Raw genomic sequence first — 14687 nt, 5'->3', positions numbered from 1 at the left:
CCACCCTTCAGTGCTGAATGTTTGGTGATCGCTGCTGTAAGCGTCGTCTTTCCATGATCAATGTGACCGATTGTGCCGATGTTCACATGCGGCTTTGTCCGCTCAAATTTCTCCTTAGCCATCTTCTAATTCCTCCTGTGGAATATTATCAGGATATTCAAAATATTAATTACCACCTAAAATGCGCAAATGCCTTGTTGGCCTCTGCCATCTTGTGTGTATCTTCCTTTTTCTTCATTGCCCCGCCGCGCTGGTTGTAAGCATCCAGCACTTCTGAAGCCAGTTTGTTTGCAAACCCTTTTTCAGAGCGATTCCGGCTGAAATTAATCAACCACCGAAACGCCAGTGCGGTCTGCCTGCTGGGTTTGATATCCGTCGGCACCTGGTATGTCGACCCCCCGATTCTTCTGGACTTTACTTCGACTGCCGGCCTGATATTATCAATTGCCTTTTTTAATATCCCCAGAGCAGGCTCACCAATTTTCTCTTCTGCAATCAACAAAGCACCTGAAACGACTCTGCGAGCTGCATTCTTTTTGCCATCTTTCATGACGCAGTTAACAAATTTAGCGGCAAGCTTCTCTTCCTGCGTGGCACTTTTTGTTACATTATCAAGCTGGATCTCTTTAACTGCCATTATTCATATCCACCATTATAAGGGATAGACATATCGTCATATCCCTGGTTGCTTATAAAGGACAGATGCATCATCTGTCCCTGGTCGCTTGTCCCTGGTTGTTTATTTAGGCCTTTTTGCGCCGTATTTCGACCGGCCCTGTCTTCTGTCATCAACGCCCAATGTATCAAGGGCCCCTCTGACGATATGGTAGCGGACACCTGGAAGGTCCTTCACTCTGCCGCCCCTGACGAGCACCACTGAGTGCTCCTGAAGATTGTGCCCCATACCAGGTATATATGCAGCGACTTCCATTCCAGTCGTCAAACGAACCCTGGCCACTTTTCTCAAAGCCGAGTTTGGTTTCTTTGGAGTTGACGTGTACACCCGGGTGCAGACACCCCGTTTCTGAGGGCCACCCTTTAAAGCAGGTGTGCTAGCTTTCTTTTCTGCTTTTTTTCTACCTTTTCTAACCAATTGATTAATGGTCGGCATAACTTTCCTTTACGCTCCTTATCAAATTTAAACCATTGTCATACACGACAAAATGTTTAATTCTACTTTCACTTATTAAAGATGTCAAGTTTTTTATTTTTTAATCAAACTTGTACCATTTCTACTTGCTCGACTTCGACATCGCTATACCCTGGAAAACCGGTTCCCGCAGGAATAATTCGGCCCATTATAACATTCTCTTTCAACCCTTTAAGACTGTCATATTTACCTTCAATGGAAGCCAGGGTCAGCACTTTTGTTGTTTCCTGGAATGATGCCGCTGACAGAAAACTGTCCGTGGACAGGGATGCTTTTGTAATACCAAGGATTAAGGGTTCCCCTTTTGCCGGTTCGCCTCCGGCCATGGCCACTTCCCGATTAATGTCTTCAAAATGATTTCTGTCCACCTGCTCATCGGGTATAAAGTTGGTATCTCCTGTCTCAATGACTTTTACCCGTCTCATCATTTGACGGATCACCACTTCAATGTGCTTGTCATTGATTCTGACGCCCTGGAGCCGATACACTTCCTGGACCTCGTCCACCAGATACTTTGCCAATGCCACTTCCCCTTTGATATTCATAATATCCTGGGGATTTGCACTCCCGGCAATCAGCGGATCACCCGCCTTAACATAATCGCCATCATATACCGTGACATGCTGCCCCTTGGGAATGGAGTATTCTTTGCTGCCCCCCACATCTGTGGGTGTAACCGTCACTTTCTGTCTGCCCTTTGTCCCCTTGGACACCAAGACATATCCGTCAATCTCGGTCAGTACACCCGGATCCTTGGGTTTTCGGACTTCAAACAATTCCGCAACCCTGGGAAGACCACCGGTAATATCCTTGGTTTTTGTTGTGGCCCGGGGCAGTTTCGCAATGACATCGCCTGCCATGATCTGTTCATCTTCCTCAACCGTGAGAATGGCATTCACCGGCAGGTAATATCGGGCAGCCATTTTAGAATTGGGTAATTTTACCCCTTTGCCCTCTTTATCCTTAATACTGATTCTGGGCCGGATTTCACTATCTCTACCTTCGGTGATGGTCCGGGAGACCTTACCTGTTACCGGGTCAATCTGCTCCTGAACGGTATTACCCACCACTATATCTCCAAATCGGATTCTGCCGGAAACTTCCGTAATAATCGGCGTGGTAAACGGATCCCATGTGGCAATCACATCCCCGGGTTCCACTTGCCGCCCATCCTGAATATGAAGTGTTGCCCCATAAATCACGGTTTCCTTGGCCCTTTCACGCCCTTCTTCTCCCATGATGGTGATGCCACCACCCTTACGGTTCATGACAATGACTTCATTTTCAGCAGAAATAACGGTCTGGATGTCGTCATTGTACTTCAATACTCCCCCGACCCTTGCCTTGATTTCAGCCACTTCAACCTTTCTAGACGCGGTACCACCGATATGGAAGGTCCGCATGGTCAACTGAGTTCCCGGCTCACCAATGGACTGGGCCGCAACAATACCGATGGCCTGACCGATTTCAACGGTGACGCCATGGGCAAGGTCTCGTCCGTAACATCTGGAACAGACCCCATTTTTTGAGTTACAGGTCAAAACAGAACGGATTTTAACTTTCTGGACACCGGCTGTTTCAATCTGTTTCACATGGCTTTCCGTCAGTTCGGTATCCGCGCCAACAATAAATTCATCTGAGTAGGGATCCAGTATATCCTCCTGAATAACCCTGCCCAGGACTCTCTCACCAAGGGTTTGAATGATCTCCCCCCCTTCGTACAAGGCTTCAACCTCAATCCCGTTAATGGTCCCGCAATCGGGCTCAACAATGGTACAATCCTGGCCCACATCGGCCAGACGTCTTGTCAGATAGCCGGAGTTGGCTGTCTTCAATGCTGTATCCGCCAGGCCCTTCCGGGCACCATGGGTGGATATAAAATATTGAAGAACGGACAGGCCTTCCCGAAAGTTGGCAGTAATGGGATTTTCGATAATCTCTCCGGAAGGTTTGGCCATCAACCCCCGCATCCCAGCCAGCTGGCGCATCTGGTCTTTACTCCCCCGGGCTCCGGAATCTGCCATAACATACACGGCATTATATTCCTCAGGTGCCCCTTCACTCTTGCCACCTGTGGGATTTTTCATCACTTCCATCATGGCATTGGCAATATCATCCGTTGCCTGGGCCCAGATATCCACCACCTTATTATATTTCTCTCCCTGGGTGATCAATCCTTCGGAATATTGGACTTTTATATCTTCTATATTTTGTTCTGCCTTGGCAATAATCGTCCATTTCTCATCCGGAATAATCATATCATCCACACAAATGGACAGTCCGCCCAGGGTCGAATATTTATATCCGATATCCTTCAACCGGTCGGACAGAATAACGGTTTCTTTCAAACCGATATTCCGGTAGGCATAGTCAATCAATTTTACGATGGAAGACTTGTCCATCAGCTTGTTAACCAGCGTGAACGGCAGAGTGGTTTCCCGTTCATCGACTTTAAAAATGGTATAATAGTTCCCCACTTTTCTGATGTCTGTAAACTGATCTTTTTTCAATCCATACAGCTGTTCGACGACAATCTCAGACACCTGGAAGATGTTTTTAAATTCCTTCCGGGTCAACAGATCGGTTTTGCCTTTGGTTTTCTTAATTTCGTCATCAGAATACTTTTTTAAAACCTTATCAAAATTTTTGCCGGCTTTTAATTCGTCCATTGCCGCTTCACAATATTCCAGGGTTTGTGTCCTGATCCGGGTCAAGGACAGAAGCGTATCACCGGGAATGGATTCCCAGAGGAGAACCCGTCCCGTAGACGTATCGTATATTTCACCATCAATCCGGACTTTTATTTTGGCATGAAGCGCCAGTTCTCCGGCATCAAAGGCATATCTGACTTCTTCAATACCTGAAAATATGACCCCTTCGCCCTTTTGATGCCGCACCGCCCGGGTCATGTAATAAATACCCAGAACAATATCCTGGGTCGGAACAATGATGGGCTGGCCGTTTGCCGGAGACAGGATATTGTTCGTCGACAGCATCATGATCCTTGCTTCCAGCTGAGACTCAAGGGAAAGCGGAACGTGAACCGCCATCTGATCACCGTCAAAATCAGCATTAAACGCGGGGCAGACCAACGGATGGAGCTGGATGGCTTTCCCCTCGATCAAGACCGGCTCAAATGCCTGAAACCCCAGGCGATGAAGCGTGGGGGCACGGTTGAGCATGACCGGATATTCTTTTACAACCGATTCAAGGGCATCCCAAACCTCGGGCTCTTCCCGTTCCACCATTTTTTTGGCACTTTTGACTGTTGAAACAAGGCCTTTTTGTTCCAGATAATTATAAATAAAGGGTTTGAACAATTCCAGGGCCATCTTTTTCGGAATACCGCATTGATGAAGCCGCAGTTCCGAACCAACGGTAATAACGGTACGACCGGAGTAATCCACCCGTTTCCCCAGGAGATTCTGCCTGAAGCGTCCCTGTTTGCCTTTTAAGGTGTCACTTAATGATTTTAGGGGCCGCTTGTTCGTCCCCGTCACCACCCTGCCGTGGCGGCCATTATCAAACAGAACATCCACGGCTTCCTGGAGCATTCTTTTTTCATTTCTGACGATAATATCCGGGGCATTCAGATCCACCAGCCGTTTTAACCGGTTGTTGCGGTTTAACACCCGTCGATACAGATCATTCAAGTCAGATGTGGCGAACCGTCCGCCTTCCAGGGGGACAAGGGGCCTTAAATCCGGCGGCAAAATGGGGCAGGCCGTCAAAATCATTCGGGTGGGCTCGATCCCGGAATTCAAAAACGCGTCAATCACTTTAAGGCGTTTGGACATCTTTTGTTTCTTGGCAACGGAATTGGTCAGGCTGATATCTTGTTTCAGCTCATCATGCACCTCTTGAAGATTAATCTCTTCCAGTAATTTTAAAATGGCTTCTGCACCAATACCGGCTTCAAACTCATCACCAAACGCTTCCAACGCCTCATAATATTGATCGTCGGACAGCAGCTGCAGTTTTTTCAACCCCGTGTCCTTGGGATCAATCACCAGATAAGAATCAAAATACAGGACTTTTTCAAGGTTCTTCAGGGTTAAATCCAGCACATTGCCGATTTTGCTGGGCAGACTTTTTAAAAACCAGATGTGGGACACCGGAGACGCCAATTCGATATGCGCCATTCTCTCCCGACGCACTTTTGACTGGATCACTTCCACACCGCATTTTTCACAGACAACCCCGCGGTGTTTCATGCGTTTGTATTTACCGCAATTGCATTCGTAATCCTTGGTCGGACCAAACACCTTTGCACAAAAAAGTCCGTCTCTTTCTGGTTTAAATGTTCGGTAATTGATGGTTTCCGGTTTTTTGATTTCACCATGAGACCACTCTCTAATCTGGTCTGAAGATGCAAGGCTGATTTGAACGCCCTGATAAATCTTAGGATCTTTTGGTTTTGCGAAGAAATCGTATATATTATCCAATGTCTTCTCCTTATTTGTTTCCTTCTATAAGATTCATATCCAAACCCAGACTATTCAGCTCTTTGGTAAGAACCCTGAAGGATTCAGGCATTCCAGGTTCAAGAACATTCTGGCCTTTGACTATTTTTTCATACATCCGGGTTCTGCCGATCATATCATCTGACTTGACCGTCAGGAACTCCTGCAATGCATGGGCAGCACCATAGGCTTCCATGGCCCAGACCTCCATCTCACCCAGTCTCTGCCCGCCGAACTGGGCCTTCCCGCCTAAGGGTTGCTGGGTAACCAGAGAATAGGGTCCAATGGAACGGGCATGCAGTTTATCGTCCACCAGGTGATGGAGTTTGAGCATGTACATGGTCCCCACGGTTACGGGTTTATCAAACGGTTCACCGGTTCTGCCATCGTAAAGTATGGATTGACCGGAGGTATCAAATCCGGCAACATCAATCAAGTATTTGATCTCCGCCTCAGTGGCCCCATCGAATACGGGCGTTGCCATATGCACGCCTTTTCGGTATAGGGTTGCAAATTCCACCAATTCTTGAGAGGACATATTTTCAATTTTTGTGACCAGTGTATCTTCTTTTAAATCAGCTTTCTGGGTTTCTGTCATGGAAAAAACTTCAATGACCTTCTCCCTTAATTTATCGAGTTTCATCTGGTCCAACAGCTCATCAATCCGCTGTCCCAGGGCAAAAGCGGCGTGTCCCAGATGAATTTCCAATATCTGGCCCACATTCATCCGAGAGGGAACCCCCAGGGGATTGAGCACCATATCCACGGGACGGCCATCTTCAAAATAGGGCAGATCTTCCACCCTTAAAATCCGGGAAACAACGCCCTTGTTCCCATGCCGCCCTGCCATTTTGTCCCCCACGGAAAGAACCCTTTCCATGGCCACGCTGATCTTGATCATCTTCAGCACACCCGGTTGAAGATCATCCCCTTTTTCGAACCGGGATACCTGGCGGTTAAAATGGTCTCTTGCTTTTTTAATTTGATCCTGGGCACTCTCTAATATCGTCTGTACCTTTTCAGTAACAACCGCATCTTTTACTGCGACATGGACCAGCACGGACACAGGGATGCCTTCAAAAAGGCCCGGTTTTACCAGAGTACCGGATTTAACCAATACCTTTCCGGTCCGTTCCAGGTCCGTGAGGACCTTCTGACCGTCCAGGATGGACTCAATTTTCTCCCGGGCTACGCCGGATATGATTTTAATTTCATCATCCCTGTCTTTCTCAAATCTTTCAATTTCATTATCTTCAATGAGCCGGGTGCGATCGTCTTTTGAAAGCCCCCTTCTTGAGAAAACTTTCGCATCGATAACCTTGCCTTTAACACCCGGTGGCACACAAAGAGACGTATCTTTAACATCGCCTGCTTTTTCACCAAAAATGGCCCGGAGCAATTTTTCTTCCGGCGAGAGTTGGGTTTCCCCTTTGGGTGTAATTTTACCCACCAGAATATCCCCGGAGACAACTTCAGCCCCCAGGCGAATGATACCACTCTCATCCAGATTTCTTAACGCTTCTTCCCCTACATTGGGAATATCCCGAGTAATTTCCTCTTTGCCTAATTTCGTATCCCGGGCCAGCACTTCAAACTGCTCTATATGAACAGAGGTATATACCCCGTCTTTCACCAATCGTTCGCTGACAAGAATAGAGTCCTCATAGTTATACCCATCCCAGGGCATAAATGCCACGGTCACATTTTTACCCAGGGCCAGCTCCCCCATCTCAGTGGAAGGGCCATCAGCAATAACCTGACCTTTTTTAACGGTTTCGCCCTTTTTAACAATGGGCCTATGATTAAAGCAGGTGTTCTGGTTGGAACGGACAAATTTTCGGCAATTATAAATAGATACGACTTTCTCAAAATTTCCGTCCAGATTATCCATTTCATTATTTCGAACCACAATCCGTTTGGAGTCCACTTCAACAACAACCCCATCATAATCTGCAACAATGGTCACACCGGAATCCCGGGCCACAATACTTTCCATCCCGGTCCCCACCAGCGGTGCTTCACTGATAATCAGCGGGACTGCCTGACGCTGCATGTTCGAGCCCATCAAGGCCCTGTTGGCATCATCATTTTCAAGAAACGGAATTAAGGATGCAGACACAGAGACCAATTGGTTGGGCGAGACATCCATGAATTTTACATCCTGATTTTCGATCATCTCAAATTCACCGGCCACCCGGGAAGAAACCAGGGAATTTAAAAAATTTCCGTCCACATCAAGGGGGGCATTGGCTTGGGCAATGGGATGATCCTTTTCTTCAAAGGCGGTCAAATGCTTAATAACTTTGGACGCCTTTCCCTGGTCGGCAATTCTGTAAGGCGTTTCAATGAACCCGAAATCATTGACCCGGGCAAAGGTACACAGAGAAACGATCAAACCGATATTCGGACCTTCAGGGGTTTCAATGGGACAAATCCGGCCATAATGAGAGGGATGAACATCTCTGACCTCAAACCCGGCCCTTTCCCGGGTCAAACCGCCGGGACCCAGGGCAGACAACCGTCGCTTGTGCGTGGTTTCAGATAAGGGATTGGTCTGATCCATAAACTGGGACAACTGGGAGGTACCAAAAAATTCCCTTACAACGGCGGATACCGGTTTGGGATTAATCAAATCATGGGGCATCATGGCATCCACTTCCTGCATGCTCATTTTTTCCTTGATGGCCCTTTCCATTCGGACAAGTCCGATGCGATAATGATTTTCAAGCAGTTCCCCCACTGCCCGGACCCGCCGGTTGCCCAGATGGTCAATATCATCGACCTTACCCTGGGTATCTTTGAGTTCAATCAATGTGGATGCCGTCAACAACACATCTTCTTTTCGCAGTGTTTTCACATCAATTTTGGTATCAACAGCCAGGCGATGGTTCATTTTCAACCGTCCCACCCGGGACAGGTCGTAATATGCCTGCCGGAAAAACAGGTGATCAACAAAATCCTGGGCCACTTCTATGGTAGCCGGATTTCCCGGTCTAAGCCGCCTGTAGATATCCATTAAGGCTTCTTCTTTTTTTTCAATTTTGTCTGAAACCAGGGTTTTCCGCATGGAATCAGAACTTCGGGGATCCACATAAAGGATATTGAAATCATCAAGCCCTTTTTCCTGCAAATACTCAAAACTGTCTTCACCGATCAGATCACCGGCTTTTAAAATGACTGCCTGGGTTTCCTGGTCAATAATATTTGTTGCAAAGGCCCTACCGATTAAATCACTTTCAGAAATGGGAATATAATCGAGTCCATCATCATACAATTGTTTTAACGCTCGTTTTGTAAAGATTCTTCCTTTTTTGACAAAAACTTCTCCTGTCTTTGGAGATTTAATATCAAAACTGGCTCTTTGACGTTTCAAATTTTCCTGGGAAAACTCTTTAAAAAACGATCCATCCTTTTTAATAATATGCTCTTTTTTATAGAAAAAATCTAAAATATCTTCACTGGTATAACCAAAAGCTTTAAAAAGGATAGATACGGGGAATTTCCGTCGCCGGTCTATTCTGATATACACTATGTCCTTGATATCGATTTCCATATCAATCCAGGACCCTCTGACAGGAATAATTCTGGCATTGTAAATAATTTTTCCCGTAGAATAATTTTTCCCTTTATCATGATCAAAAAACACACCCGAGGACCGGTGTAACTGACTGACAACTGCTCTTTCGGTCCCATTAATGATAAAAGTACCCTGTCGTGTCATCAAGGGGATGGTGCCAAAATAAATTTCTTGTTCCTTAATATCCCGAATCGTTGAGATACCGGTTTCCTTATCGTGATCGTAAACCACAAGCCGAACCTTGATATTTACCGGAATATCATAGGTCATTCCCCTTGAAGTACATTCGTTCATTGAATGCTTTGATTCACCAAAAGAATAGGAAACATATTCCAATGATGATGTATCTGTAAAATCCTTAATGGGAAAAACAGATTTAAAAACAGCATGGAGTCCTTTTACTTCCCTGTTTTCAGGCAAGACGTCCCTTTGAAGGAAGCTTTCATAAGAATTTCGTTGCATTCCTATCAAATCAGGAATATCAATGATTTTTCTTCTGCTGCCAAACTCTTTTCTCATACGCTTATTCGTCAAAAGACTTCCGGTCATGATATCTCCCAGTGTGAGTTTTTCCAACCGTAAAAGCGGAGACATGGCCCAATTGCCTTGCCCCCGCATAAATTTTATGCACTTGGAAACGGTGTAAACTAACGGATGTTACATCTGTTATTTTACAGTAACCTGTGCACCCGCACCTTCTAACTGTTCTTTTATTTTCTGAGCCTCATCTTTTGAAACGCCTTCTTTAATCGGTTTGGGTGCTTCTTCAACAAGCGCTTTGGCCTCTTTAAGGCCCAGGCCGGTAATTGCTCTCACTTCTTTGATGACATTAATTTTCTTATCACCAAAGGTTTCAAGAACAACGTCGAATTCAGTTTGTTCTTCTTCAGCTGCAGCAGCATCGCCCACCGGCATTGCACCTGCAAATGCCATGGGTGCAGCAGCGCTTACACCAAATTTTTCTTCAAGCTCCTTTACGAGCGCAGAAAGGTCAAGAACGCTCATATTGGATATAAATTCAATTACATCATCTTTTGTGATATCAGCCATTTTTTTCTCCTAATAAAACCATATGGAATATGTTTTCTAAAAAATATATAAAAATCGTTATGCAGCTTCTTTTTGATCTTTAATTGCATTAAGAACATTAACAAAAGCGCGGGGGACACCGGCGAGTACGGTAACAAATGAGGTTGGAACGGCATTAAGCGTGCGAACCAGTTGACCGAGAAGTTCTTCTCTGGATGGCATCTTGGCCAGTTGTTGGATCTCATCAAGACTGAGCAGCTTCCCGGATAAGGCACCGGCCTTAATCTCAAGCTTATCATTGTCCTTGGCGAAATCCACTAGAATTTTTGCCGGAGCAACCGGATCATCTGTTGATAAAATTATGGCATTGGGCCCTTTGTAAAACTCTTTCATCAAGGCCGCATCTGTTCCTTCAGATGCCCTAATCAGCAATGTATTTTTAACCACTTCAATCCGGACACCTGCATTTCGGAGCCGGGACCGAAGATCGGTCATTTTCAATACATCCAGACCTTTGTAATCCACCAGTATTGAAATCTCAGATTCTGACAACTCTTGAGCGAGCCGCTTAACCTGTTCTTTTTTTTGTGAAATATTCAGCATTTTTTTTACACCTCCTTTCATAAATTGAATTTTTTCGAAGGTGTCGACTAAACCAAAACAAATTGCAATTTTCTTGTGTCTCGGCAGGCCGGCAAATCCGATTATATACTTTTAAACTAAAAGTACACCTACTGTCTGTGACAGGATTAAACTTTTATTTTAACAACATGGGATCGACCTTAATACCCGGTCCCATTGTTGATGATACACTGATGGTTTTTAAGTAGGCACCCTTACTGGCTGCTGGTTTCAGCGCAATCAATTTATCTAAAAATGCCGTAACATTTTCAACTAATTTTTCTGCGCCAAAAGACACTTTTCCCACCGGTACATGAACGATCCCTGCTTTTTCAACTCGAAAATCAATTTTACCCGCTTTTAATTCTGCGATGGCTTTTTCAATTTCAAAGGTAACCGTTCCTGTTTTTGCATTGGGCATCAGGCCCCGGGGCCCCAATACCCGACCCAGTTTTCCGACGGCGCCCATCATATCCGGCGTTGCAATGGCTTTATCAAAACCAAACCATCCGTTTTGAATCTTTTCAATCGTCTCTTCATCTGCAATAAAGTCTGCGCCTGCATCCAGTGCTTCTTTTTCTTTCTCACCTTTTGCAAAAACCAAAACTTTTACGTCTTTACCCAGTCCATTGGGCAATACAACCGTACCCCGAACCATTTGATCGGCATGCCGCGGATCAACGCCCAGCCTTACGGCCACATCAACTGTTTCATCAAATTTAGCATAGCTTGATGAAACCATCAATTCCAAGGCATTTATTGGATCGTATTGAACCGTTCTATCGACCTTCTTAAGTGCTTCTGTATGTTTTTTACTCCGCTTTGCCATTTTTCATCACTCTTTTACTTAAAGTTAAACTACTTCTATCCCCATGCTTTTGGCAGTCCCTGCAATAATTTTCACAGCGGCATCAATGTCTGAGGCGTTTAAGTCTTCTTTTTTGGTTTCGGCAATTGCAATCAGCTGATCCATGGTAACTTTTCCGACCTTGTCCTTATTGGGCACACCAGACCCTTTTGCAATATTCGCTGCAGCCAGCAACAATCTGGATGCCGGTGACGTTTTGGTAATAAAGCTGAAAGACCTGTCCTGGTAAACCGTTATGACGACGGGAATAATAGATCCGGTGTCATTGGCGGTTTTTGCATTAAACGCCTTACAAAAATCCATGATATTAACCCCATGCTGGCCCAATGCAGGTCCGATGGGGGGAGATGGATTGGCTTTACCTGCTACAACCTGAAGCTTTATTTGTGTCATTACTTTTTTTGCCATTGTTTTAACTCCTGATACTCTACTTTAGCAATGAGATCTGAGATTTGAGATTTGAAAAAACATCCCATTGCCCATCCATCATTACGCATTACGCTATTATTATATTTTGGTAACCTGTATAAAATTCAATTCCACAGGGGTTGCCCGCCCAAAGATACTCACCAGAACTTTAATTTTTTCCTTGTCAGGAGATACATCTTCCACTGTACCATTGAAGTTTGAAAAGGGCCCATCAATTACCCTGACATCATCTCCCGGTTCAAAAAAGTATTTTGGCTGGGGTTTGTTTTTGCCCTGCTGCATTTTATCCACAATGCTTTGAGCTTCTTTGTCAGTTATGGGTGCGGGTTTATTTTTCCCACCCAAAAACCCTGTTACCTTTGAAGTAGATGTGACAATATGCCATGTCTCATTATCCAAGTACATTCTCACCAGGATATAGCCAGGATAAAATTTTCTTGAAGACTCTTTTTTCTTGCCGTCCACGAGCTCTACAATATTTTCTGTCGGTATAAGGATCTCACCGAACTTTTCAGGGTGCTTGGAAGATGCTATTTTCTCTTCCAGAGCCACCTTTACTTTCTGCTCATGACCTGAATACACATGAACGACATACCACTTTAGAGACATGTTTCTTCCCTTATATTATGTCAGGACAACCTGAACAAGCTTTGAAAGGCCGAAATCAAAAAGTCCGAGAAAAGCTGCGACAACAAAAACAAAGACAATCACAACAATGGTCGTTCCAGTGGTTTGTTTTCGAGTTGGCCAGGTGACCTTTTTTAACTCAACCTTGACTTCCCTGAAAAATTCCATTGACTTTTGAATTAAATTCGGTTCCCGGGATTGCGTCTCGGCTAAGCTTTTTTCCAGTTTTGATTTCAAAGGACTTGCTACCGCCGCCGATTTTGAGCTTGAAAAAGAAGGGGTGCTTACCGAATTATCAGTGGGTATATCGGCATCCTCTTTTTTCTTTTTCTTATCACCCGCAGGTATCTTTTTTTTTAACCGTGACATACAACTCCTATGTTTGTTTTTAGGCCCACATCACGCTTAAGATTCAAACCGTCATCTTAAAAATGTGGCAGGTCAGGAGGGAGTCGAACCCCCAACATCCAGATTTGGAGTCTGGCGCTCTACCAATTGGAGCTACTGACCTGTAAAAAACCCAGAATTACTTGATCTTTGTTTCTTTATGCAGCACATGCCTATTACAAAATTTACAATATTTTTTAAACTCTATTTTATCAGGAGTTTTACGCTTATTTTTCGTTGTCGTATAATTCCTTCTCTTGCACTCTGTGCAGGCAAGAGCAATATTTACTCGGTCCACTATTAACTCCTTAGGACTTTACGCTACAATTTCACCGATAACGCCGGCGCCAACGGTACGGCCACCTTCTCTGATGGCAAACCGGAGCTCTTTTTCCATGGCAATGGGGTTGATCAACTCCACGTTAATGGTTGCATTATCTCCGGGCATAATCATTTCCACACCTTCTTCCAGGGTCAACACACCGGTAATGTCTGTTGTTCTGAAAAAGAACTGGGGCCTGTATCCGCTGAAAAATGGGGTATGACGACCGCCTTCTTCTTTGCTTAAGGCATACATTTCTGCCTTGAACTTTGTATGGGGGGTAATGGTTCCGGGTTTGGCAACGACCTGGCCTCTTTCCACCTGGTCCCGTTTGGTTCCCCGGAGCAGCAGACCGACATTGTCGCCTGCCTCACCTTGATCCAGAAGTTTTCTGAACATTTCAACACCCGTACAAACGGTCTTGTTTGTCTCTCGAATACCGACGATCTCAATTTCTTCTCCGGTTTTGATCACACCGCGCTCGATCCGTCCGGTCACAACTGTTCCCCGACCGGAAATACTGAACACATCCTCCACCGGCATCAAGAAGGGCTTTGCCTTATCTCTCACCGGTTCGGGCACATACGAATCAAGGGTGTCAAGCAGTTCAAATATACATTTGGCATCATCGCCATCCACATCATCACACTCAAGGGCTTTTAATGCACTGCCGCGAATGATGGGGGTAGTGTCTCCAGGGAATTCATAGGTATCCAAAAGCTCCTGAAGTTCCATCTCCACCAGTTCAATCAACTCTTCATCATCCACCATGTCGCATTTGTTTAAAAACACAACAATCGTGGGCACCCCTACCTGGCGGGCAAGAAGGATATGCTCTCTTGTCTGGGGCATGGGGCCATCATCTGCACTGACAACCAGAATGGCACCGTCCATCTGGGCCGCTCCGGTAATCATGTTCTTAATATAGTCCGCATGGCCGGGACAATCCACATGAGCGTAGTGACGATTGGGTGTCTCATACTCCACATGGGCTGTAGCAATGGTAATACCACGCTCTCTTTCTTCGGGGGCCTTGTCAATCTCATCAAACGGAACAAACGTACCGCCACCCTTCAGTGCTGAATGTTTGGTGATCGCTGCTGTAAGCGTCGTCTTTCCATGATCAATGTGACCGATTGTGCCGATGTTCACATGCGGCTTTGTCCGCTCAAATTTCTCCTTAGCCATCTTCTTAATTCCTCCTGCCGTAGTTT

Annotated in this window: 13 protein-coding genes and 1 tRNA gene; all 14 read right to left on the bottom strand. The window is 45.4% G+C overall.

Annotated features, from left to right (window positions below; genetic code table 11):
- The coding region (locus Q1Q15_RS20985) for a GTP-binding protein (protein ID WP_300464332.1) at window positions 1-122 on the bottom strand (122 nt) is incomplete at its 3' end.
- A gap of 47 nt (window positions 123-169) precedes the next feature.
- Entirely contained in the window at window positions 170-637 is a 468-nt protein-coding gene (gene rpsG / locus Q1Q15_RS20980) for a 30S ribosomal protein S7 (RefSeq protein WP_300464323.1), read from the bottom strand.
- Between the two features lie 102 nt (window positions 638-739).
- Window positions 740-1111: a 30S ribosomal protein S12 gene (gene rpsL, locus Q1Q15_RS20975; RefSeq protein WP_300464321.1), complete on the bottom strand. Its 372-nt coding sequence runs from the start codon at window positions 1109-1111 to the stop codon at window positions 740-742.
- Between the two features lie 104 nt (window positions 1112-1215).
- Window positions 1216-5595 (bottom strand): DNA-directed RNA polymerase subunit beta', encoded by a 4380-nt coding sequence (gene rpoC, locus Q1Q15_RS20970; protein ID WP_300464319.1) that lies wholly within the window; start codon window positions 5593-5595, stop codon window positions 1216-1218.
- A gap of 10 nt (window positions 5596-5605) precedes the next feature.
- The gene (gene rpoB, locus Q1Q15_RS20965) at window positions 5606-9739 is read right to left on the bottom strand and encodes a DNA-directed RNA polymerase subunit beta (protein WP_300464330.1); all 4134 of its coding nucleotides are present in this window, start codon (window positions 9737-9739) and stop codon (window positions 5606-5608) included.
- 117 nt (window positions 9740-9856) lie between these two features.
- Window positions 9857-10231 (bottom strand): 50S ribosomal protein L7/L12, encoded by a 375-nt coding sequence (gene rplL / locus Q1Q15_RS20960; protein WP_363321024.1) that lies wholly within the window; start codon window positions 10229-10231, stop codon window positions 9857-9859.
- Window positions 10232-10297: 66 nt separating this feature from the next.
- The gene (rplJ, locus tag Q1Q15_RS20955; protein ID WP_300464315.1) at window positions 10298-10822 is read right to left on the bottom strand and encodes a 50S ribosomal protein L10; all 525 of its coding nucleotides are present in this window, start codon (window positions 10820-10822) and stop codon (window positions 10298-10300) included.
- A 154-nt stretch (window positions 10823-10976) separates the two neighbouring features.
- Window positions 10977-11669, bottom strand: coding sequence for a 50S ribosomal protein L1 (gene rplA / locus Q1Q15_RS20950; RefSeq protein ID WP_300464314.1), 693 nt, complete (start codon window positions 11667-11669; stop codon window positions 10977-10979).
- Between the two features lie 24 nt (window positions 11670-11693).
- On the bottom strand, window positions 11694-12116 hold the full coding sequence (gene rplK, locus Q1Q15_RS20945) for a 50S ribosomal protein L11 (protein ID WP_300464312.1): 423 nt from the start codon (window positions 12114-12116) through the stop codon (window positions 11694-11696).
- A 99-nt stretch (window positions 12117-12215) separates the two neighbouring features.
- Window positions 12216-12746, bottom strand: coding sequence for a transcription termination/antitermination protein NusG (gene nusG / locus Q1Q15_RS20940; protein ID WP_300464310.1), 531 nt, complete (start codon window positions 12744-12746; stop codon window positions 12216-12218).
- 15 nt (window positions 12747-12761) lie between these two features.
- On the bottom strand, window positions 12762-13133 hold the full coding sequence (gene secE / locus Q1Q15_RS20935; RefSeq protein WP_300464308.1) for a preprotein translocase subunit SecE: 372 nt from the start codon (window positions 13131-13133) through the stop codon (window positions 12762-12764).
- 65 nt (window positions 13134-13198) lie between these two features.
- Window positions 13199-13275: transfer RNA gene (locus Q1Q15_RS20930), tRNA-Trp, on the bottom strand.
- A gap of 15 nt (window positions 13276-13290) precedes the next feature.
- Window positions 13291-13449, bottom strand: a complete 159-nt coding sequence (gene rpmG, locus Q1Q15_RS20925; protein WP_300464306.1) for a 50S ribosomal protein L33 — start codon at window positions 13447-13449, stop codon at window positions 13291-13293.
- A gap of 18 nt (window positions 13450-13467) precedes the next feature.
- On the bottom strand, window positions 13468-14661 hold the full coding sequence (gene tuf / locus Q1Q15_RS20920) for an elongation factor Tu (RefSeq protein WP_300464304.1): 1194 nt from the start codon (window positions 14659-14661) through the stop codon (window positions 13468-13470).
- Between the last annotated feature and the right edge of the window lie 26 nt (window positions 14662-14687).

The sequence above is a fragment of the Desulfobacula sp. genome (assembly GCF_030145145.1).
Lineage (GTDB): Bacteria > Desulfobacterota > Desulfobacteria > Desulfobacterales > Desulfobacteraceae > Desulfobacula.
Note: the sequence above shows the minus strand (reverse complement) of the source record. Positions and strands in the feature narration are given on the sequence as shown.